Source organism: Streptomyces sp. MAR4 CNX-425 (genome assembly GCF_048656465.1).
In the GTDB taxonomy this organism is placed as follows: Bacteria; Actinomycetota; Actinomycetes; order Streptomycetales; family Streptomycetaceae; genus Streptomyces.
This window is the reverse complement of sequence record NZ_JBMDLF010000003.1, coordinates 749,809-771,318: the sequence shown is the minus strand read 5'-3', so window position 1 is coordinate 771,318 and position 21,510 is coordinate 749,809. Positions and strand designations below refer to the sequence as shown.

Below are 21,510 nucleotides of genomic sequence, written 5' to 3'. Positions count from 1 at the left end.
CCAGGCAGCACCGCAAGACGGCTCGGCCGGCCGGTGTCCCCCCGGAACACCGGCCGGAGTCGTGGGCTCAGCCGAAGCGGCCGGAGACGTAGTCCTCGGTCGCCTGCACCGACGGGTTCGAGAAGATCTTGTCGGTCTCGTCGATCTCGATGAGCCGCCCCGGCTCGCCGACGGCGGCGAGGTTGAAGAACGCGGTGCGGTCGGAGACCCGGGCCGCCTGCTGCATGTTGTGCGTCACGATGACGATCGTGAACCGCTGCTTGAGGTCGGCTATGAGGTCCTCGATGGCGAGGGTGGAGATGGGGTCGAGGGCCGAGCAGGGTTCGTCCATGAGGAGGACCTGGGGTTCGACGGCGATGGCGCGGGCGATGCAGAGGCGCTGCTGCTGGCCGCCGGACAGGCCGGAGCCGGGGCGGTTGAGGCGGTCCTTGACCTCGTTCCACAGGTTCGCGCCGCGGAGGGACTTCTCGACCACGTCGTCCAGTTCGGACTTGCGGTAGCGGCCGTTGAGCTTGAGGCCCGCGGCGACGTTCTCGTAGACGCTCATCGTCGGGAACGGGTTGGGCCGCTGGAAGACCATGCCCACCACGCGCCGTACGGAGACGGGGTCGACGCCGGACCCGTACAGGTTCTCGTCGTCCAGCAGCACCTTCCCCTCCACCCGCGCGCCGGGGATGACCTCGTGCATGCGGTTGATCGTGCGCAGGAAGGTGGACTTGCCGCAGCCGGACGGGCCGATGAAGGCGGTCACGGACTTCGGCTCGACGGCCATCGAGATGTCCTCGATCGCCTTGAAGTCGCGGTAGTACGCGGTGAGGCCGCTGATGTCGATGCGCTTGGCCATGTCAGATCACTTCTCCCGTGGCCGTCAGTGGCCGGTTTTCGGGGCCTTCCAGCGGGCGACGCCGCGGGCCAGCAGGTTGAGGAGCATCACGAAGACGATGAGCACCAGGGCGGCCGCCCAGGCGCGGTCGAACGACGCCTCGGTGCCCGCCGCCCACTGCTGGTAGATGTACAGCGGCAGGGACGCCTGACCGCCGTCGAAGGGGTTGTTGTTGATCGCCGGGCTGCCGAAGACGAGCAGCAGCACGGGGGCGGTCTCGCCGGTGATGCGGGCCACGGCGAGCATGACGCCGGTGGTGATGCCGCCGATGGAGGTGGGGAGGACGACCTTCAGGATCGTCTTCCACTTCGGCACGCCCAGGGCGTACGACGCCTCCCGCAGCTCGTTCGGGACGAGCTTGAGCATCTCCTCGGTGGAGCGCACCACCACGGGCATCATCAGGATCGCCAGCGCCAGCGCGCCGGCGAAGCCGGAGTAGCCGAAGTCCAGGATCATGATCCACAGGCTGAGGACGAACAGGCCCGCGACGATCGACGGGATGCCCGTCATGACGTCGACGAAGAACGTCACCGCCTTCGCCAGCGCCCCGCGGCCGTACTCCACCAGGTAGACGGCGGTCAGCAGCCCGATCGGGGTGGCGATGAGCGTGGCGATCAGCACCTGCTCGATGGTGCCGAGCAGCGCGTGGTAGACGCCGCCGCCGGGCGAGATGTTGACCACGCCGCTCATGGAGTGGGTGAGGAAGTAGCCGTCGGCGACCTTGACGCCCTTGCTGACGGTCTCCCAGATGAGCGACGCCAGCGGGATGACGGCCAGCAGGAACGCCACCCACACCAGGGCGGTCGCCAGCCGGTCCCGCGCCTGCCGGCCGCCCTCGACGACCGCCGAGACGACGTACTGGGCGAGGACGAAGAGGATCGCCGCGATCAGGCCCCACTGGACGCGGTTGCCCAGGTCGGCGAGCACGCCGATGAGCGAGCCCGCGGCGGCGGCGCCGGCCGCGATGCCCGCGGGCGCCCAGCGCGGCAGCCGCGGCTGCCGGATGCCGAGCCGGTCGGTGCGGTCGGCCTGGCCGGCCGCCATCTGCGTCGCGCTCATGCGTCGGCCCCCGAGTACTCCTTGCGGCGCGCGATGATCAGCCGGGCGGCGCCGTTGACCAGCAGCGTGATGACGAACAGGACCAGGCCGGAGGCGATCAGCGCGTCCCGCCCGAACTGCCCGGACTCCCCGAACGACGCGGCGATGTTCTGCGCGAACGTCCCGCCGCCCGCCTGGAGGATCTCCGCCGACAGCAGCGCCGACGGGGACAGCACCGTGGCCACCGCCATCGTCTCGCCCAGCGCGCGGCCGAGGCCCAGCATCGAGGCGGAGATGACGCCGGAGCGCCCGAACGGGATCACCGTGGTGCGGATGACCTCCCAGCGCGTGGCGCCCAGCGCCAGCGCGGCCTCCTCCTGGAGGCGGGGGGTCTGCGCGAAGACCTCGCGGCTGACGTTGGTGATGATCGGCAGGATCATCACGGCCAGCAGGATGCCCGCGGTCATCAGCGAGCGCGGCGCGGTCCCGTCGAAGGACAGCACGACGGTCCAGCCGAGGTACCGGTCCAGCCACTCGTACGGGCCGACCAGGTGCGGCACGAGGAACAGGGCGCCCCACAGGCCGTAGACGATGGACGGGACGGCGGCCAGCAGGTCGATGACGTACGCGATCGGCGCCGCCAGCTTCCGCGGCGCGTAGTGGGTGATGAACAGCGCGATGCCGACCGCGACCGGCACCGCGATGACCATGGCGATGACCGACGAGACGACCGTCCCGAAGGCCAGCACGGCTATGCCGAACTTCGGCGGGACGGAGTTGGCGTCCCACTCGAAGGTGGTGAGGAAGTTGCCCTCGTTGTCCGCGAGGGCGAGGGACGCGCGGTACGCCAGGAACGCCGCGATCGCGCCCATGATCAGCAGCAGGGTGATCCCCGACCCCTTGGACAGGCCGGAGAAGACCTTGTCGCCGCGGCGGGAGCCGCCCTTGCCGTCGGCCAGCAGGACCCGTGGCGGTGGTGGAGCGGGGGTGTCGATGTCGGTGGGTGGAGCAGTCATACGGGAATCTCCGGTCTGGTGTGGGGCGATGGCGCGGTCCGCGCCCGCGTCCCGGCGGCGGTGCACCGGATGGCCCCCCGCCGGCCGGACGGGGTGGTTCGCCGGCCGGCGGGAGGGCGGTTCAGGGCAGTCAGGACAGGCTGTCGACGGTCTTGGCGACCTCGGTGGCCATGTCGGCGGGCAGCGGGGCGTAGCCGACGTCGATGACCGACTGCTGGCCCGCCTCGCTGGCGGTGTAGCTGAGGAAGGACTTCATCGCGTCCAGGGACTCGGGCTTGTTGCCCTTGTCGCACACGATCTCGTACGTCACCAGGGTGATCGGGTACGCGCCCTCCTCCTTGGTGGCGTAGTCCAGCTCCAGCTCCATGTCGGGCGCCTCGCCGACCCGCTCGCCGACGCCGATGGCCGTGGAGGCGTTCTCCACGGTGGCCGCGACCGGCTCGGCGGCGCCGGTGTCCAGCAGGACGGTGGTCAGGTCGTTGGCCTCGGCGTGCGAGATCTCCATGTACGAGATGGCGCCGTCGGTCTGCTTCACCTGCGAGGACACCCCGGCCGAGCCGGAGGCGGCCTGGCCGCCCTCGATCGGCCACTTCTTGTCCGCTTCGTGCGGCCAGGCGTCCTTGGCCACCGTGTTGAGGTAGGCGGTGAAGTTGTCGGTGGTGCCGGACTCGTCCGAGCGGTGCACCGGCTGGATCTTGGTGTCGGGCAGCTCGGCGTCGGGGTTCAGCTTGGCGATGGCCTCGTCGTTCCAGTTGGTGATCTCGCCGCTGAACACGTTCGCCATGGTCTCGGCGTCGAGCACCAGCTCGTCCACGCCCTCCAGGTGGTACGCGACAGCGACCGGGCCGCCGACCATCGGCAGGTTGATGCCCTTGCCGTCCTTGCAGACCTCCATGGACTTCTCGACCTCCGCCGGCTCCAGGGCGGAGTCGGAGCCCGCGAACGCGGTCTGGCCGCTGAGGAACTCCTCGATACCGGCGCCGGAGCCGACCGGCTTGTAGTTGACCGTCACGTCGGGGCAGGCGGCCTGGTAGTCGGCGACCCACTGCTGGATCGCGTTGTCCTGGGCGCTGGAGCCCGAGGCGAGCAGCTCGCCGCTGCCGCCGCAGGTGATGTCGCCGCCGCCGGCGGCGGCGCTGCTCTCGCCGCTGCCGTTGTCGTCGCCGGAGTCGGAGTTGTCGTCGGAGCCGCACGCCGAGAGGACGAGGGCGCTGGAGAGGGCGAGGACGCCTGCGGCGGTGCGGTACCGGATCTTGCGCTGAGACTTCACTGGGGACTTTCCTTCCTGAGGCCGCACTCCAGAGGCGGCTTGAGTACAAACAAATCGAGACATACGGGCATGTGGGGTCTAGGGGAGGTCCGCGGTCGGCGGCACGAAGCGGTAGCCGACGTTGCGGACGGTCAGGATGATCCGGGGATCGTGCGGGTTGTCCCCGATGCGGTCGCGCAGCCGGCGGATGTGCACGGCGATCGTGTTGGACTTCGGCGCGCTGCCACCCCACAGCTCGGCGCTGATCTGGTCGCGGGTGACGACCTTCTCGGAGTTGGCCACCAGCAGGTGCAGCAGCTTGAACTCGCGCAGCGGCAGCTGCACCAGCCGGCCGTCGACGCGGGCCTCGAAGGTGGCGGGGTTGACGCTGTACGGACCGGAGGCGACCGTCTGGTCCACGTCGTACGTCGCCGGGCTGGCGACGCCGAGCATCTTCAGGACCTCGTACGGCCGGTACGGACGGGCGACGCAGGCGCTGGCCCCCGCGGTGAGCGCCTCGACGGCGTCCTCCGCGTCGTCGGGGCCGACCCCGATGATGACGGGCGTGGCGCTGCGGCGCCGCAGCACCTCCACCACCCGGGCGCCGGGGACGAGCGGCAGCTTGGCGCTGACCAGCAGGGCGTCGGGTGACTGCAGGCCCACCTGGAGGAGCGCCTCGGCCCCGTCGGAGCAGAAGACGACCTTCACCTGATGGCCCGACAGGTGCTCCGCGAGATCGTGCGCCACCTGTTCGTCCGGATCGGCGAGCAGCAGGACATGTCCGTGGCCCGGACTCTGTCCGTGTCGCTGGCCGGGTATCGCCGGTGTGTCCATCGGTCGGTCACCACCCCCTTCGTCGTGTCTCATGAAATTCCGTGTCGGCGGACTCGGCCGGTGGTGGCGGTTAACTGAAGGTGAACATCGGAACAGGGGTGCGTGATGCCGTTATCGGCCCGTTATGAACGGCGTGATCACGGCACCGCCCGCCCCCTTTCGAGACCCCCGCCGAGCCCTCGCGGGCCGGCTCACAGGCCGCCGGAGCCGCCCGAGTCGCCGCCGGTGTCGCCCGCGCCGCCGGGCCGGGTGCGGTGGTCCTTGAGCCGCGCCAGATCGCGCTGGAGGGTCTTCTCCTGGGCCTTGCTGAGGGGGATGTAGCCGGCCTGCGAGGCGAACTCGGTGTGGTTCTCCACGTAGAACTCCACGAACGCCTCCACCTCGGGTCGCTCCAGCGCCTTCGCCGAGGGGTAGATGAACAGCGGCCGGGCCAGCGGCCGGTACGAGCCGTCCTGGACGGACGCCGTGCTGGGCGCGACGCAGCCGTCGCCGGCGTCGATCTCCAGCGCGCGCAGCTTGTCGCGGTTGCCGGCGAAGTAGGTGAAGCCGAAGTAGCCGAGCCCGCCGGAGTGCTCCGCGACGCCCTGGACGAGCGTGTTGTCGTCGCTGCTCGGGGTGAAGTCGGCGCGGGACGCCTTCTCCTCGCCGTTGATGGCCTCGGTGAAGTAGTCGAAGGTGCCGGAGTCGGTGTCCGGCCCGTAGAGCTGGAGCGGCTCGTCGGGGAACGCGGGGTCGACCTCCGCCCAGCTGGCCAGCTCGGAACCGGGCTCCCAGATGCGCCTGAGCTGGTCGGTGGTGAGGCAGTCGACCCAGTCGTTGGACTTCGGGACGACGACGGTCAGCGCGTCGTTGGCGATGGTCAGCTCGCGGTACGGCACGTCCCAGTTGGCGCAGGTCTGGGTCTCGAAGTCGTTGATCGGCCGGGAGGCGTCGGAGATGTCGGTCTCGCCGGCGCAGAACCGGTCGAAGCCGCCGCCGGTGCCGGACGCCTCGACCTTGACCCGTACCCCCCGCTCCTGCCGGCCGAAGCGCTCGCCGGCGAGCTTCGTCAGCGGCTCGACCGTGCTGGAGCCGTCGATCAGGACCGTCCCGGTGAGCCGGGACTCCTCCGCGCCGGCGCTCGCCTCGCTCTCACCGCCGCAGGAGGCGAGGGAGGCGACGGCGGCCGGGGCGAGGAGGAGGGCACCCAGGCGGGCCGCGGTCCGCTTCATCTGCATCGGGCTCACCTGCCTCCTTTGAGGATGCCCCGGTCTTCAGGCCTGGGACGAATCGGGTTCCTGCGGGGCAGGGCGCGGGTATTCGGATCTTTTCCAGAGCGGTCCGCTGTCCATCGTGCGCGGCGGTGGTGTGGGCCGCAGAGATCAGGAGCGGTCAATTGTCAGTCCTCCCAGGTAGGTTCGGGCGTATGGCATCTGCGGCGATCACCGGCGAGGGTGCCGGGCATGCCCGGCACACCTTCCGTGTGCGCCTGTCGGCGACTGCGCTCCGGGCTCTCCGGGCGGAGTGGGCGCGTTGCCGGTGGCTGTGGAACGAATCGGTAGCCCGCTCGAAGAAGGCGTACGCGGGGGGTGAGGAGATCGGTCCGGCCGCGCTGGACCGGATGCTTACCGAGGCACGGCGGGTAACCCCATGGCTCCGCGAAGGCAATTCCGTACCCCAGCAGCAGGTGATCCGGGATTTCGGGAAGTCCCGCGCGAAGGCGTTGAAGGACATCAAGGACCGGCTTCCCATGGCCCGCCGGTCGGGAATGCCGCGGTTCAAGACCAAGCGTCAGGCGCGGCCGAGCCTGAATTACACGCGGCGGGGTTTCCGTCTGAGGGACGGGCGTCTGCATCTCGCGGGCGGGATCGTGGCGCGGGTGGTGTGGTCGCGGAACCTGCCCGCGGAGCCGTCGTCGGTCCGTATCTACCAGGACGCCACCGGCTCCTGGTACGCGTCCTTCGTGGTGCCCGCGACGGTCGAGCCGTTGCCCGCGACGGGCCGTGTGATCGGGATCGACTGGGGCGTCAAGGAAACGGCGACCACGACATCCGATGCCCACGACCTTCCCCACCCCGGCCACGGACGCATGGCGGCGCAGAAACTCGCCCGATACCAGCGCATGATGGCTCGCCGGAAACCGAAACGCGGTCAGCCTGCGTCCGCCGGCTACCAGGCGGCGAAGACGCGGACGGCGAAGCTGCACGCCAAGGTGGCCCGGCAGCGCCGGGACACCGCCTGTAAATGGGCAAAGCACGTCGTGATCGACCACGACCAGCTTGCTGTGGAGGACTTCAGGCCGAAGTTCCTCGCGAAATCGACGATGGCGCGCAAGGCCGCGGACGCGGCGATCGGCGCCGCGAAGACGGCCCTGGTGGAGATGGCCCGCAAGCACGGGCGCACCGTCCACCTGATCCACCCCGCGCACACCACGATGGACTGTGCGAAGTGCGGAGCGAGAACCAAGCACGCACTGCCTCTTTCCGAACGAACGTATGCCTGCACCGCGTGCGGCGCCGTCTCGCCCAGGGACAAGAACTCCGCGCGCGTGATGCTGGTCCGGGCTGGTCTCAACCCGGCTGACGCCGAGGGTGGAAGACCTGACGGAACGTTGTTCCGCCAGGCTGCTTGAGTCAGGAATCCCCTTCCTCAGGGGGAGGTTTCAATGCTCTCCGCTGATCGATCCGGACATAACTCGGGTCCTGTATCGAACTGGCGGCAGTCGGCCATGCGGGGCGGCTCCGGTTAGCGCCGGGTGAACAGTGGACGACCCGGACATGATGCCGTTACGCATCCGTGATGAAAGGCCGGATGCGGGAGTGAAAGCGCAGGTGGAGGCGGGGGCGTGCGCGGGCGCGCGGAGCCGCTAGATCGGATCTGGCGGGCGCCTGCCGGTTTCTGGCGCCTGACGGGTGTACGGCCCGGGCGCACCGCCCGGCGCCGGCCACGACCCGGGAGGTGTCCGATGTACAACGGCGAGTCCGGCGGTACGGACGGTACCGGCGGCACGTCCCGCGCACCGGGCGCGTCCCGTGCGCCCGGCGCGTCCCGTACGTCCGGTGCGTCCGGGCCGCTGCGCGTCGCGTGCGTCGTCGGTGGCTCCGCCGGGGCCGACTGCGGCCCCCCGGCCGTCGCCCGGTGGCTCGACGGGCTGGCCGGCGAGCGGGGCGACGTGGCGCTCAGCGTCCTCGACCTCGCGGACTACGACATCCCCGCGCGCTACCCGGAGCACCCGACCGGGCCGATGCACTCCTTCACGGCGGAGCTGGCGTCGGCGGAGGGGTTCGTCGTCGTCACCCCCGAGTGCAACCGCAGCTTCCCCGCGGAGCTCAAGCTGGCCATCGACGTGTGCTACGACGAGTGGCACGCGAAGCCGGTCGGCTTCGTGTCGTACGGCTTCGGCTGCGACGGGGTGCACGCGGTGGAGGCGCTGCGCTCGGTCTTCACCGAGCTGCACACGGTGACCGTGCGGGACTCCGTCGGAATAGACCTGCGCTTCACCGATGAGAAATTCCCCGCGGGCGGGTCTCTCTACACGGACGGGCTGGTACGCGCCGCCGGCGCCCTGCTGGACCAGCTCACCTGGTGGGGTCTCGCGCTGCGGGAGGCCCGCGCGGCGCGCCCCTATGTGGCGTAGCGGACACCGTACTTATACGACTACATATCAGCGCCTATCACACGCATGCCACATGGTGGAGAACCTGGAGAAGAGCGACATGACTCATGACTCGTCCGGCCCGGCGATCGAGACGTCGGGACTGGTGAAGGTGTTCGGCGAGACCCGCGCGGTGGACGGCGTCGACCTCGTCGTCCCCCGCGGCACCGTCTACGGCGTCCTCGGCCCCAACGGCGCCGGGAAGACCACCACCGTCAAGATGCTCGCCACCCTGCTGCGCCCCGACGGCGGCGAGGCCCGGGTCTTCGGCAAGGACGTCGTCCACGACGCGAACGACGTGCGCTCCCGGGTCAGCCTCACCGGCCAGTACGCCTCCGTGGACGAGGACCTGACCGGCACCGAGAACCTGGTGCTGCTCGGCCGCCTCCTCGGGCACCGGCCCCCCGCCGCGCGGGTGCGCGCCGCGCAGCTGCTGGAGGCGTTCGGCCTCACCGAGGCGGCGGCGAAGCAGGTGAAGAACTACTCGGGCGGCATGCGCCGCCGCATCGACATCGCCGCGTCCATCCTCAACACCCCCGACCTGCTGTTCCTCGACGAGCCGACCACCGGCCTCGACCCGCGCAGCCGCAACCAGGTCTGGGACATCGTCCGCGCGGTCGTCGCGCAGGGCACCACCGTCCTGCTCACCACGCAGTACCTCGACGAGGCCGACCAGCTGGCCTCCCGTATCGCCGTCATCGACCACGGCAAGGTCATCGCCGAGGGCACCAAGGGCGAGCTGAAGGCGTCCGTCGGCGCCGGCTCGGTCCACCTCCGGCTGCGCGACGCCGCGCAGCGCGCGGAGGCGGTCGCCCTGCTGGAGGGCGCCCTGGCCGGGGTCCAGGTGCAGCTGGAGCCCGACCCCGTGGCGCTGACCGCCCGGGTCGGGGACGGGGACAACGGGCACGGCGCCGCCGCCCAGGCGGCCGCCGCGCTGGCGGAGCTGGCCCGCGCGGACATCACCGTCGACAACTTCTCGCTGGGCCAGCCCAGCCTGGACGAGGTCTTCCTCGCCCTCACCGACCGCCCGGCCGGTGCCGAGACCCAGGAGGCAGCAGCATGAGCACCGCGACCGAGACCCAGACCCGCACCGAGGAACTCGCGCCGGTCACCACCGAGAGCCTGGCCGAGCTGCTCGTGGCCAAGGAGCGGCCGCCGCGGCCGGGACCGTGGTCCGCCTCCGTGACGTTCGGCTGGCGGGCCGTGCTGAAGATCAAGCACGTGCCCGAGCAGCTCTTCGACGTCACCGCCTTCCCGATCATGATGGTGCTGATGTACACGTACCTCTTCGGAGGGGCGCTGGCGGGCTCCACCTCGGACTACCTGCAGTACCTGCTGCCGGGCATCCTGGTGATGAGCGTCGTCATGATCACGATGTACACCGGCGTCTCCGTCAACACCGACATCGAGAAGGGCGTCTTCGACCGCTTCCGCTCGCTGCCGATCTGGCGCCCCGCGGTGATGGTCGGCTACCTGCTCGGCGACATGCTGCGCTACCTCATCGCGTCGGTGGTGATGGTCGGCATCGGCCTCATCATGGGCTTCCGCCCGGACGGCGGCGTGGGGGGCGTGCTCGCGGGGGTGGCGCTGCTGCTCGTCTTCTCGTTCGCGTTCTCGTGGATCTGGACGATGTTCGGCCTCCTGCTCCGTACGGAGAAGTCGGTCATGGGCGTCAGCATGATGGTGATGTTCCCGGTGACGTTCCTGAGCGACATCTTCGTCGACCCGAAGACGATGCCGGGCTGGCTCCAGGCGTTCGTCAACAACAACCCGGTCACCCACCTCGCCTCCGCGGTCCGCGACCTGATGCACGGCGACTGGCCGGCGTCGGACATCGCCTGGACCCTGGGCTGGGCGGGCGTGATCGTGGCGATCTTCGGCCCGATCACGATGCGCCTGTACGCCCGCAAGTAACGCCCGTCGGCACCGGTCCCGTCCACCGCCCGGGCCCGCCCTCCTCACCGGGGGCGGGCCCGGGCGCGTCCCGTTCTGCTAGATTCGGCCGCATGTTCCTCTCCCGTGCATAGGAGCCGGCACCGCCGCGCCGCCCGCCCGGCGCGGCACGACGCCGCCCATGCACGCTTCTCCTGCTGAGGAACACCACCATGTCTGCGCCGTCCTACGCGTCCGTGCTGCGCGTCCCCCATGCCTCCCGCACCTTCGGCGCCGCCCTGCTGGGCCGGTTGTCGTACGGGATGGTCCCGCTGTCCCTGCTGCTGTCGGTCAAGGAGGCGACCGGGTCGTACGCCGTGTCGGGAGCCGCCCTCGCGTGCTTCGGGGCGACCAGCGTGACCCTCTCGCCGGTACGCGCCGGGTTCGTCGACCGGCACGGCCCGCGGCGGGCGCTGCCGCCGATGGCCGGGGCGTACGCGGTGCTGCTGGCGGCGCTGGCGATCGTCGCGGCGAGCGGCGCCGGGGGCGCCGCCGGGCTGGTCGCGCTGGCGGTGGCGGCCGGGGCGGGCACGCCGCCGCTGGGGCCGGTGATGCGGGTGCTCTGGGGCGACCTGGTGCCGGCGCGGCTGCTGCCGCGCGCGTACAGCCTCGACTCCGTCGCGGAGGAACTGCTGCTGGTGACGGGGCCGTTGCTGGTCGGCGCGGTGGTGGCGGTGGCGCCGCCGGCCGCGGGGCTGGGGGCGGGCGCGGGGCTGGTGCTCGTGGGCACCCTGGCGCTGGTGTCGTCGCCGGTGGCGCGGGCGCGCCGGGGCGCCGCGAGGCCGGCGGCCGGGACGCCCGCGCCGGGGGCCGCGCCCGCGCCCGGGGCCGCCGCGCCGTCCGCGGCCTCCGCGCCCTCCGGCGTCCTGCGCCGCAACCCCGCGCTGCGGCAGGCCGTCGTCGGGGCCGCCGGGGTCGGGGTGTGCCTGGGTGCGCTCGAACTCCTCGTCGTCGCCTTCGCCGACGAGCACGGCGCCGCGGCCCTGCTGCCCTGGACCCTCGCCGCGATGTCCGCCGGCAGCGCCGTCGGCGGCCTGGCCTACGGCGCCGTCGCCTGGCGCGCGCCCGGCGCCCGCCGCCTCCCCGTACTCGCCGCGGCCCTGGGCCTTCTCCTCGCCGCCGCGGGCCTGGCCCCGCACCCGTACGTCCTCCTCGGCTGCGCCGCCCTGTTCGGGCTCTTCGTGGCCCCGGGCATCACCACGGCCTACCTGATCGCCGACGAGTCCGCCGGCCCCGGCGACCGTACGAAGGCGGGCGCGTGGGTCAACACCGCGCTCAACGCCGGCACCGCCTCGGCCACGGCCGCCACCGGCCTGCTGATCGGCCGCGTCCCGCTCCCCCTCTGCTTCGCCCTGGCCGCCCTCCCGGCCCTCCTCGCCGCCGGCGCGCTCGTACTGGGCAACTTCCGCCCGCTCAGCCCGGCCCGTGTCTGAGGGTGCCGGCGGGCCCGCCGCGTACCGCGGGGCTCCCGCCGGGTCAGCCCCGCCGCCGGGCCTCGCGCTCCGCGCGCTTCGCCGCCTTCGCCTCGGCCTTCTCCGCCGCGCGCCGCTCCTTCTCCGCCTTGCGGGCGGCCTTTTCCGCCTCTTCCGCCTCGACGCTGTCGTACAGCAGCTCGGCCAGGGAGAAGCGGGAGCCGTAGCTGCGCATCGAGCCCTTGCTGATCAGGAGGAAGCCGTCGGCGGTCCGGTACAGCCGGGAGTGCGAGGAGTTGGCCGGGTGCTGGGGCCGGTAGGCGCGGGCGTGCGCCTCCAGCCGGGCCATGGCCTCCTCGCGCGTGCCGGTGAAGTCCTCCAGGACGTTCGCCGACATCGACTTGCGGTCGCCGAGGCCGTCGGTCTCCTCGATGATCAGGCCCCACCGCTCGGACATGCCTCCCCCTTCGGCTGAGTCACGGGTCCCGCCCCCGTACAGCCTACGAGTCCGCCGTTGCCCGGCCGCCGACTCCCCGCCGCGTCAGGAGTGCGGGCCGGACCCCCGGGGGGTGGGGCGGCGGGGGCAGTGGTGGGCGGCCTGGAGGAGGGTCCGGACGGCGGGACCGGCCTCGGCGGGGTCCGTCAGCGGGGCCGGGAACGGGAGGCGGACGTCGCGGTGGGTGCGGAGGTGTTCGAGGCGCAGGGTGAGGCCGTGGCGGTCCATCGCCAGGGGGTGTACGCGGACCGCCCCGTGCAGCACCGCCGGGTCGAGGAGCCGGGTCAGGGCGTCGACCGCGTCGCGGTGGGAGTCCGCCAGGTGCAGCAGCATCGCCGACTCCTGCGCGGCCAGCGGGTCGGGGCGGGCGGCGGCCAGCTCGTCCGGGTCCACGACCGCCACGTCGGGGGTCGCGGGGCCGCTGCCGGCGGCCGGGCCCGTACCGTCTCCCGCCGCCACCACCAGCACCTCCGCCGCGTCGAAGCCCAGCGTCAGCCGCTCCGCGTCCGGCTGTGCCCGCTCCGGCGCCAGCCAGCCGATGAGCGTCACCCGGGCCCGTACCCGGTCCCGTACGCCCACCGGGGCGATGTCCGTCAGGTGCAGCCGGACCGGCAGGTCGCCCGTGGGGGCGCGGACCACCCGGGACGCGAGCGCGCTGTCCGCGGGCGGGTGCAGCCGCAGCAGCCGGTCCGGTTCGGCGGCGGGGTCGGGGTCCGGGCCCGGCGTGTGCAGGCCCACCAGGTCGCAGCGGAAGCCGTCCGTCTCCACCATCAGCGACCCCGCCGTCGCCAGGATCGTGCGCACCCGCTCCGCCGGCGTCGGCGCGGCGCTCGTGTCGGCCATGCCAGCCCCCTTCAGCCGAGCTTCTCGGCGTTCTCGATGGCGTCCGCCAGCCGTTCGAGCACCGGCGCGAACCCCCGGTAGCTGTAGCGCTCCTCCATCGACCACGGTGTCGTCTGCCCCGCCTCGACGGCGGGGAGCCGGGTCCAGGTCGGCTTCTTGGCGAGCGCTTCGGGCGTCATGGCCTGCGCCCGGTTGTCGACCATGATCAGGTCGGCGTGGTACTTGTCGGTGTTCTCCCAGCTCAGGAACTCCCAGAAGCCCCACTCGTCGGACTTCTTCCCCGCCACCACGTCCACCCCGAGGTCCCGGAAGTAGTGCAGGTCGGTGTACGAGCCGGGGACGGCGACGTACATGTTGTCCTGGTCGCCGGTCATCGCCAGCACCTTGATCCCCCGCCTGGCCTCCGCCACCGACCGCAGCCGGCGCTCGGCGGCCTCGAACCGCTTCTTGTCGTCCTTCACCCGCGCGCTCGCCGTGTCCCCGCCGAGCGCCTTCGCCAGCTCCTCGTACCGCCGCAGCGGTTCCAGCAGGCTCGTGTGCGCGCCCTTGATCCCGATCGCGGGGGCGAGCGCGAAGATCTTCTTCCGGCTCTCCTCCGGTACGAACCACAGGTCGGGCGGCGGGAACATGTTGCTGACCAGCAGCTCGGGGCCGAGCGAGGCGTACTTCTCGACGTTGAACTCGCCCCACGCCTCGCCGAGGCTGACGAGCTCGTCCAGGTCCAGGTCGCCCGCCTGCGGGTTGGGCTCGCCGCCGACCGGCTCGCTCGGGCCGAAGATCGCGGTGCACGTCACCCCGTAGTCGTACAGCGCGGCCGCCGAGCTGACGAAGGCGACGATCTTCTCCGGGCGGGCGTCGGCCACCGCCTTCTTGCCGCGGTCGTCGGTGAACGACCAGCCGCCGTCCGGGCCGTCCGCGCCGCCGCTCGGGGAGTCGGCGCCGCAGGCGGCGAGGAGCGCGGTGACGCCGAGCGCGCCGCCGGCGCCGAGCAGGCGGCGGCGGGAGAGCGGGGCGCGGGTGGGTGTGGTGGCCAAGGCAGGATTCCCCTCGGTCGAGCGTGACTTAGGTGAGGCTAACCTAATATGCTCGACCGGGGAACCCGGGCCGGCGGCCCCGCCCCGCACGCCGACACGTGCGCGCGGAGCCGCCCGGCCCGTCGAACCCGCGGGTCCCGCACGGGACTCCGAAGCCCGTGCCGCGGGCTTCGGACCCGGTCAGGGGACGTCAGGGTGCATCGGGGCCGCCCCGGAACGGTTCAGGCCCTAGGCTCCGATGCGCCCGCCCCGCGCGCGCCAGACGTTGACGACCGCCGGGCGGTTCGGCCGGCCCGGCCCGTCCGGCCACACCGAGCCCGGATTCTCGTACGACGCGCCGTCCACCTCGCCCGGGTGCTGCACCGCGACCAGCACGCGGTCCTCCTGCACCACCGGACCGCACGTCTCCGCGCCCGCCGGCACCGTCAGGAACTGCTTGACCTGGCCCTCGTACCGCCCCGTCGTCGCCACGCCGAACAGCCCGTCGTGGGTGCCCAGCGCGTTGCCGTCGGTGGAGATCCACAGGTTGCCGTACGGGTCGAACGTGACGTTGTCCGGGCACGAGATGGGGCTGACCCTGTCCTTCGGGAAGCCCGCGAAGTACGTCGACGGGTCGGCCGGGTCGCCGCACACCAGGAACAGCCGCCAGCCGAAGCGCGTCGACGCCGGGTCGTCGCGCCACTCGCTCAGCTCCAGGACGTGACCGTGCTTGTTGGCGTTGCGCGGGTTGGCCTCGTCGGCGGGGGCGTCGGTGCCGGTGCCGCGCCGGGAGTTGTTCGTCAGCGCGACGTACACCTTGCCGCTGTTCGGGCTGGGCTCGACGTCCTCCGGGCGGTCCATCTTCGTCGCGCCGGCCTTGTCGGCGGCCAGCCGCGTGAAGACGTACACCTCCTCGGCGGTCATGCCGTCGACGTACGAGCGGTCGCCGCTGGCCAGCTTGATCCACTCGCCGCCGCCGTCGAACTCCCCGTCCGCCGGCAGCGCGCCGGTGCCGTCGATCTCGGCGGCCGGGCTGTCGCCGGTGAGCCTGGCGACGTACAGCGTGCCCTCGTCGAGCAGCGTCATGTTGTGGGCGCGCGCCCAGCGGCTGTTGCCGCGCATCATGCGCTTGGCGGAGACGAACTTGTAGAGGTAGTCGAAGCGCTCGTCGTCACCCGAGTACGCGACGGCGCGGCCGTCGCGGGTCAGCCGGACGCTGGCGCCCTCGTGCTTGAAGCGGCCGAGCGCGGTGTGCTTGACCGGGGTGGAGTCCGGGTCGTACGGGTCGACCTCGACGACCCAGCCGAAACGGTTCGGCTCGTGGGGCTCCTTGACGACGTCGAAGCGGTCGTCGAACCGCTCCCACTTGCGCTGCGAAGCACCGCCGGACATGCCGTACCGGGCGAGGCGCTGCTTCTCGACCGGGTCGGTGACGGCCCCGGCGTTGGCGAAGTACTGGTTGTAGTTCTCCTCGCCGGAGAGCACCGTGCCCCAAGGGGTGGTGCCGCCCGCGCAGTTGTTGAGGGTGCCGAGCACGCGCCGGCCGGTCGGGTCGGCGGAGGTCTTGAGCAGGTCGCCGCCCGCGGCCGGGCCGCGCAGCTCGAACTCGGTGGTGGCGGTGATCCGCCGGTTCAGCGGATGCCGCGGTACGGCCCGGAGGCTGCCGCCGCGCCCCCACCGGCCCTCCTCCTCGACCACCACGACGGACATGCCGTGCGCGGCCCAGGCGATCTCGGCCTGCTCGCGGGTGACGTTCTCCGGGTCGTAGCCGGGGAACATGACCTCTTCGCTCGTGTACTCGTGGTTGGCCACCAGCAGCTGCTTGTCGCGCTCCCAGCGCAGCGGCAGCAGCGCGAGGAAGTCGTTGTTGTAGCCGAACTGCCCGGCCTGGGCGGCGGCCGTCTGGCGGGCCGGGTCGAAGGCGGGGGCGCCGCGCAGGATCGGGTCGCCCCAGGCGATGACGACGTTCTGGTCGTAGCCGTCGGCGACGGTGACGGCGTCGTCGGTGTTGGGCGCGACGGCGTCGAAGCGCAGCCCGCGGGCGCCGTGCCCGTGCCCGTGACCGCCGTGCCCGTGGCCGTGCCCGTGCCCGCGGCCGAAGGTGCCGGCCGGCGCGGTGGGCGCCGCCGCCGCCGGCGCGGCGGCCCCGACGACCCCGGCACCCGCCGCGACCACGGTCACCGCGGCCCCGGCGCGCAGCGCCCCGCGGCGCGAGACGGCGCGGGCGACGATGTCGCCGGCGTACTCGTTGTCGCTGGTGTTCGGAACCTCGTGGAAGCAGGCGTCACCACAGCGGTAGCGACAGGTCATGGCCGAGCGGCCGCCCGGGTGCGGCGAGCCGATGAGCGGCAGAAGTCTGCGCACGATCCCCTCCGGTTTCTGTGAGTTCGCGCCGGACGCTAGGCGCGGAGTCCCGCCGCGGAGAGGCGCGGACCTGAACTCCGGGTGAACCCGTGCCGGTGGGCAGCGGTTCGTCACCGTACGTAATCGGATGAGTGCGACGCCCCGTGGCCGTTAGGATTTCGGCATGGCGGCCACTGGAGAAGAGCAGCAGGGGACGACGGCGTACTACGTCTCGACCCCCATCTACTACGTGAACGACGCTCCGCACCTGGGCCACGCCTATACGACCGTCGCAGGCGACGTGCTCACCCGCTGGCACCGCCAGCGCGGCGAGAAGGTGTGGTACCTCACCGGCACGGACGAGCACGGTCAGAAGATCATGCGCACCGCGGAGGCGCACGGCGTCAGCCCGCTGGAGTGGTGCGACCGGCTGGTGGAGGAGGCGTGGAAGCCCCTCTGGGAACACCTGGACATCAAGAACGACGACTTCATCCGCACCACCGAGAAGCGCCACACCGACCGGGTGCAGGAGTTCGTCCAGGACCTCCACGACAAGGGCGAGATCTACAAGGGCGGCTACGAGGGCCCGTACTGCGTCGGCTGCGAGGAGTACAAGACCCCGGGCGAGCTGCTCGACGGCGAGGGGGAGTACGCGGGCCAGCAGCTCTGCCCCATCCACAAGAAGCCGGTGGAGATGCTGAAGGAGGAGAACTACTTCTTCAAGCTCAGCGAGTACGGCCCGAAGCTGCTGGAGTACTACGAGGCCCACCCCGAGTTCATCCAGCCCGAGTCCGCCCGCAACGAGGTCGTCAGCTTCGTCCGGCAGGGCCTCAACGACCTGTCGATCTCCCGCTCCACCTTCGACTGGGGCGTGCCCGTGCCCTGGGACGACAAGCACATCATCTACGTGTGGATCGACGCCCTGCTGAACTACGCCACGGCCGTGGGCTACGGCGCCGACGAGGAGAAGTTCGCGACCACCTGGCCGGCCGACGTCCACCTCGTAGGCAAGGACATCCTCCGCTTCCACGCCGTGATCTGGCCCGCGATGCTGATGGCCAACGGGCTGCCGCTGCCGGGCCGCGTCTTCGCCAACGGCTGGCTGATGGTCGGCGGCGAGAAGATGTCGAAGTCCAACCTGACCGGCATCAAGCCGCAGGACCTCACCGACCACTTCGGCGTCGACGCCTACCGCTGGTACTTCCTGCGGGCCATCCAGTACGGCCAGGACGGCTCGTTCTCCTGGGAGGACTTCACCCACCGCTACACCAGCGAGCTGGCGAACGACTTCGGCAACCTCGCGTCGCGGGTGGGCGCCATGACCGTCAAGTACTTCGACGGCACACTCCCCGCGGCGACCGCCGCGGGCCCGGCGGAGCAGGTGATCGTCGACGGCCTGGCGCACGCGACGGCGGAGGCGGACCGGCGGATCGGCGAGGAGCTGGACTTCGCGGGCGGCATCGCGGCGGTCTTCGACTTCATCAAGAAGGTCAACCTGTACCTGACCGAACAGGAGCCCTGGAAGGTCGCGAAGGACCCCTCGGCGGACGCCCAGGCCCGCCTGGCGACGATCCTCTACACCGCGGCCGAGGCCCTGCGCGGGGTGGCGGTCCTGCTGCACCCGGTGATGCCGGGTACGTCCCGGCAGCTGTGGGCGTCGCTGGGCGCGGAGGAGTCCCTGGGCGCGCTGTCTTCCCAGCGGATCGCGGAGGCGGCCGACTGGGGCCGCCTCCCGGCGGGCGCGCGGGTCACCAAGGGCGCGATCCTGTTCCCGAGGCTGGAGGACCCGAAGGTCGGCTGACCGGCACGGTCCGGGTTTGACCGGCCCTCCCCCCGGTACCCGACTCCCAGCAACGTCGTCCCGGGGGGAGACGGGAGGCGGTCATGCCCGTCGAGAGTGTGTCCCTCCACATCGCCGGCACGCGGCTCGCCGGCGACCTCGCGCTGCCCGACGACGCCGCGGGCCTGGTGCTGTTCGCCCACGGCAGCGGCAGCTCACGGCACAGCCCGCGCAACCAGGCCGTCGCCGCCCAGCTCAACGACCGCGGGTTCGGCACCCTGCTCCTCGACCTGCTCACCCCGGCCGAGGACGAGACCGACGCGGCCACCCGCGAGCACCGCTTCGACATCACCCTGCTGTCCCGGCGCCTCAGCGGCGCCGCCGACTGGCTCGCGGCCCGCGCCACCGACCTGCCCCTCGGCCTCTTCGGCGCCAGTACCGGCGCCGCGGCGGCCCTGGTCACCGCGGCCGAGCGCCCCGAGCTCGTACGCGCCGTGGTCTCCCGCGGCGGCCGCCCCGACCTCGCGGGCGGCGCTCTCGCCGGCGTACGGGCGCCGGTGCTGCTGCTCGTGGGCGGCCGGGACGATGCCGTGATCAAGCTCAACGAGGAGGCCGCGCAGCAGCTCACCGCCCCGTACGAGCTGCGCGTGATCCCGGGCGCGACGCACCTGTTCCCGGAGCCCGGCGCCCTGGAGGAGGTCGGCGCCGCGGCGGGGGACTGGTTCGCCCGCATGCCGACGACGGTCTGAGCCCGCGGCGGCGCTGCGGCGGCGGGGGTGGAGCGCCTGTGCCGGGGCGGCCGGGTCGGCGGTGGCCCGGCGTCGGGGCGGGGCGGTGCCGGGCGGGCGGCCCACCGTGTGCACGTCGGCGGGCGAAACTCGACCCTCGTGGGCGTTTTGGGCAGGTTTGATGGGTGGGTTACCCCGAGTTCGTCACCGCCGCTTGCGCACCGAGGCCCTCGGGGCGAAGGCGATGGCAGGCCGACTCCCGCGCGCACGTTACTGGTCACAAGCCTGCCCCGGTGGGCGATTTAACCTGATTCGCGGTCGTACTCACCGGCCTGCACGGCGTCGGTGAGGGTGCCCGACCCGGCGGCCGTCATGGTGACGGTAGTGTCCGGCCGGTTGCTGTCCGGCAACGCGACGACACCGGGAACGCTGGTTGCCGGTCAGGCTGGCGGGACCCGGCCGGGGAGTTTAAACGCGGCCCAGACCACCTTGCCGGGCCCGTCGCGGTCGGCGGTGCCCCAGTCGTCGGCGAGGGCGGCTACCAGGAGCAGCCCGCGGCCGTGGTCGTCGGTGTCCGCGGGGGCGCACAGACGGGGCTCGCCGCGCCCGGCGTCGTGCACCTCGACGTGCACGAGGTGCTCCTGCGCGAGGACCCGTACGAGGAAGAGGTGGCCGGCCGGCGTGTGCCGCAGCGCGTTGGTCACCAGCTCGGAGACGCACACCCGGATGTCGTCCGCCCGGTCCCCCGCGCGCACCCGCGCGGCGACGAAGTCCCGGGCCCTGCGGACCGAACGGGCACTGCGGGGGAACATGCGCGACTGCGTGGTCATGGTGCGTACCTCGTTCCGGAGGAAGCTGAGCGGTGGTCCCTGTCCGTCTCCCTCTCGGCCCTCCTCGCCGCGGAGCGCGGCCCCACGGGCGCAGCGGCCGAGACTCGCCCCTCTGATCCGCTGCGGTAAGCCCGGCACCCGGGTCTCCGTGTCCGCCGCCTGCCGGTCCTCCATCGCCATGCCTGACACTCCGTACGCTGAGGCCGTTCGAACCCCGCGTGAGCGGGTAACTACGCGGTGTACTCGACTGTCCACCCGGCAGACCACCGCTCACCAGGGGTGACGTCTTAACAGTCCGGAAGTTAAAGAGGGGGACCGCGCACAGTGACGAGGGACAGCCGCGACGGCCGACCGGAGACTCCCGCAAGCCTGCTGGCCTTCTTCGGCTCGCAGGTGCTCAAGCGGCGCAGCGAACGCGGTTGGTCGCAAACGGAGTTGGCGACGAAGGCGCACACCACCGGGGCCATGGTCAGCTACGTGGAGAACGCGAAGCGGGTGCCGAGCGCGGATCTGGCACATGACCTCGACGTGGCGTTCGGCAGCGACTTCTTCGAGGATTTCTACCCGCTGGTGATCAAGTTCGCCTACCCGAGTTGGTTCCTGCCGTTCGTGGAGATGGAGCGCGACGCTTCAGTGATCTCAACGTTTGAAAGCCAGATCATCCCGGCTCTGTTGCAGACGGAGGAGTACGCGCGGGCGATGCTTGCTCCGGTGCGGCCGGACGACCTGGCCGACCTTGTCGCCGCTCGCATGACCCGGCAGGCCATCCGGGAACGCCAGCACCCCCCGCACACGTGGTTCATCGTCGATGAGCAGGCGCTCCGCAGGAAGATCGGCGGGCCCGCCGTCATGCGTGCTCAGCTTGAGCGTCTGCTGACCGCGGGCCAGCAGCCCCGGACGGTGATTCAGGTGGTGCCGGACGAAGTGGCGGCGCATCCCGGGCTGGCGGGCCCGTTCACCCTCCTGAACTTCGGCCAGAACCGGAATCCGCAGGCTGGTGACCGCAAGCCGCCGCACGATGTTCTGTTCGTAGACGGCTTCTCGCAGGGGCGAACGGCTCTCGACACGGCCGAAGTCGCTGAGGGCATCCGGGCCTATGATCTGCTCCGTGGCTACGCCTTGTCGCCCGAAGCGTCTACCGAACGCATCGGTTCGTACCTGGAGGAGTTGGAGAAGCGATGACCAGCGCAAGTGAGTTGTCTGTCCGCTGGCGCAAGTCCAGCTACAGCACCAACGGGGGTAACTGCATCGAGATCGGAGAGGGGATCACCCGCTGGCGCAAGTCCAGCTACAGCACCAACGGGGGCGACTGCATCGAGATCGGAGAAGGGGCCACGCACGTGGTTCCGGTCCGCGACAGCAAGGACCCGCACGGCCCGGCACTCACCTTCACCGCGGAAGGCTGGGCCGACTTCGTGTCCGCGGTCAACGGCGGGGAGTTCTCCGCCTGAGTCTCGGCAGCCCCGAACGTCCGGCCCC

Annotated in this window: 20 protein-coding genes; 9 read left to right on the top strand and 11 right to left on the bottom strand. The window is 71.8% G+C overall.

Annotation, left to right across the window (positions count from 1 at the left end; genetic code table 11):
- Positions 1–67: 67 nt before the first annotated feature.
- The 6 genes from pstB to ACHZ99_RS13125 form a co-directional block, all read right to left on the bottom strand.
- Entirely contained in the window at positions 68–844 is a 777-nt protein-coding gene (gene pstB / locus ACHZ99_RS13150; RefSeq protein WP_420304661.1) for a phosphate ABC transporter ATP-binding protein PstB, read from the bottom strand.
- A gap of 24 nt (positions 845–868) precedes the next feature.
- Entirely contained in the window at positions 869–1,942 is a 1,074-nt protein-coding gene (gene pstA, locus ACHZ99_RS13145; protein ID WP_420304660.1) for a phosphate ABC transporter permease PstA, read from the bottom strand.
- A complete protein-coding gene (gene pstC, locus ACHZ99_RS13140) occupies positions 1,939–2,937 on the bottom strand; it encodes a phosphate ABC transporter permease subunit PstC (RefSeq protein WP_420304659.1) in 999 nt (332 codons plus the stop codon). The genes pstA and pstC overlap by 4 nt, the downstream gene beginning before the upstream one ends.
- Positions 2,938–3,067: 130 nt before the next feature.
- Entirely contained in the window at positions 3,068–4,207 is a 1,140-nt protein-coding gene (gene pstS / locus ACHZ99_RS13135; protein WP_420304658.1) for a phosphate ABC transporter substrate-binding protein PstS, read from the bottom strand.
- Positions 4,208–4,285: 78 nt separating this feature from the next.
- The gene (locus tag ACHZ99_RS13130; protein WP_420304657.1) at positions 4,286–5,020 is read right to left on the bottom strand and encodes a response regulator transcription factor; all 735 of its coding nucleotides are present in this window, start codon (positions 5,018–5,020) and stop codon (positions 4,286–4,288) included.
- Between the two features lie 191 nt (positions 5,021–5,211).
- Positions 5,212–6,237 carry a PstS family phosphate ABC transporter substrate-binding protein gene (locus ACHZ99_RS13125; RefSeq protein WP_420304710.1) on the bottom strand — a complete coding sequence of 342 codons (1,026 nt, stop codon included), beginning with the start codon at positions 6,235–6,237 and terminating at the stop codon, positions 5,212–5,214.
- Positions 6,238–6,425: 188 nt separating this feature from the next.
- On the opposite strand from ACHZ99_RS13125, the gene ACHZ99_RS13120 reads away from it, so the two are divergent.
- The 5 genes from ACHZ99_RS13120 (at position 6,426) to ACHZ99_RS13100 (ending at position 12,019) form a co-directional block, all read left to right on the top strand.
- Entirely contained in the window at positions 6,426–7,631 is a 1,206-nt protein-coding gene (locus ACHZ99_RS13120) for an RNA-guided endonuclease InsQ/TnpB family protein (protein ID WP_420304656.1), read from the top strand.
- Positions 7,632–7,964: 333 nt separating this feature from the next.
- Positions 7,965–8,636: an NADPH-dependent FMN reductase gene (locus ACHZ99_RS13115; RefSeq protein WP_420304655.1), complete on the top strand. Its 672-nt coding sequence runs from the start codon at positions 7,965–7,967 to the stop codon at positions 8,634–8,636.
- Between the two features lie 79 nt (positions 8,637–8,715).
- Complete coding sequence (locus ACHZ99_RS13110; RefSeq protein ID WP_420304709.1) at positions 8,716–9,717, top strand: ATP-binding cassette domain-containing protein; 1,002 nt, start codon at positions 8,716–8,718, stop codon at positions 9,715–9,717.
- A complete protein-coding gene (locus tag ACHZ99_RS13105; protein WP_420304654.1) occupies positions 9,714–10,568 on the top strand; it encodes an ABC transporter permease in 855 nt (284 codons plus the stop codon). The genes ACHZ99_RS13110 and ACHZ99_RS13105 overlap by 4 nt, the downstream gene beginning before the upstream one ends.
- Positions 10,569–10,759: 191 nt before the next feature.
- Positions 10,760–12,019 carry an MFS transporter gene (locus tag ACHZ99_RS13100; protein WP_420304653.1) on the top strand — a complete coding sequence of 420 codons (1,260 nt, stop codon included), beginning with the start codon at positions 10,760–10,762 and terminating at the stop codon, positions 12,017–12,019.
- Positions 12,020–12,062: 43 nt separating this feature from the next.
- Here the strand turns inward: ACHZ99_RS13100 and ACHZ99_RS13095 are convergent, their stop codons facing one another.
- The 4 genes from ACHZ99_RS13095 to ACHZ99_RS13080 all read right to left on the bottom strand — a co-directional run bounded on the left by ACHZ99_RS13095 (position 12,063) and on the right by ACHZ99_RS13080 (position 16,714).
- A complete protein-coding gene (locus ACHZ99_RS13095) occupies positions 12,063–12,455 on the bottom strand; it encodes a hypothetical protein (RefSeq protein WP_420304652.1) in 393 nt (130 codons plus the stop codon).
- Between the two features lie 84 nt (positions 12,456–12,539).
- Complete coding sequence (locus ACHZ99_RS13090) at positions 12,540–13,337, bottom strand: DUF2470 domain-containing protein (protein ID WP_420304651.1); 798 nt, start codon at positions 13,335–13,337, stop codon at positions 12,540–12,542.
- An 11-nt stretch (positions 13,338–13,348) separates the two neighbouring features.
- On the bottom strand, positions 13,349–14,371 hold the full coding sequence (locus tag ACHZ99_RS13085) for an ABC transporter substrate-binding protein (RefSeq protein ID WP_420304650.1): 1,023 nt from the start codon (positions 14,369–14,371) through the stop codon (positions 13,349–13,351).
- A gap of 228 nt (positions 14,372–14,599) precedes the next feature.
- Positions 14,600–16,714, bottom strand: a complete 2,115-nt coding sequence (locus ACHZ99_RS13080; protein ID WP_420304649.1) for a PhoX family protein — start codon at positions 16,712–16,714, stop codon at positions 14,600–14,602.
- Between the two features lie 163 nt (positions 16,715–16,877).
- On the opposite strand from ACHZ99_RS13080, the gene metG reads away from it, so the two are divergent.
- Together metG and ACHZ99_RS13070 are read left to right on the top strand one after the other, a co-directional pair.
- Complete coding sequence (gene metG / locus ACHZ99_RS13075; protein ID WP_420304648.1) at positions 16,878–18,494, top strand: methionine--tRNA ligase; 1,617 nt, start codon at positions 16,878–16,880, stop codon at positions 18,492–18,494.
- 83 nt (positions 18,495–18,577) lie between these two features.
- Entirely contained in the window at positions 18,578–19,222 is a 645-nt protein-coding gene (locus ACHZ99_RS13070) for a dienelactone hydrolase family protein (RefSeq protein WP_420304647.1), read from the top strand.
- Positions 19,223–19,641: 419 nt separating this feature from the next.
- Here ACHZ99_RS13070 and ACHZ99_RS13065 read toward each other — a convergent pair whose 3' ends face one another.
- Positions 19,642–20,031, bottom strand: coding sequence for an ATP-binding protein (locus ACHZ99_RS13065; protein ID WP_420304646.1), 390 nt, complete (start codon positions 20,029–20,031; stop codon positions 19,642–19,644).
- A 324-nt stretch (positions 20,032–20,355) separates the two neighbouring features.
- Between ACHZ99_RS13065 and ACHZ99_RS13060 the strand changes: the two genes are divergently transcribed.
- Both ACHZ99_RS13060 and ACHZ99_RS13055 read left to right on the top strand, forming a co-directional pair.
- Positions 20,356–21,213 carry a helix-turn-helix domain-containing protein gene (locus ACHZ99_RS13060; protein ID WP_420304645.1) on the top strand — a complete coding sequence of 286 codons (858 nt, stop codon included), beginning with the start codon at positions 20,356–20,358 and terminating at the stop codon, positions 21,211–21,213.
- Entirely contained in the window at positions 21,210–21,482 is a 273-nt protein-coding gene (locus ACHZ99_RS13055) for a DUF397 domain-containing protein (protein WP_420304644.1), read from the top strand. Before ACHZ99_RS13060 ends, ACHZ99_RS13055 begins: the two co-directional genes overlap by 4 nt.
- Positions 21,483–21,510: the final 28 nt, after the last annotated feature.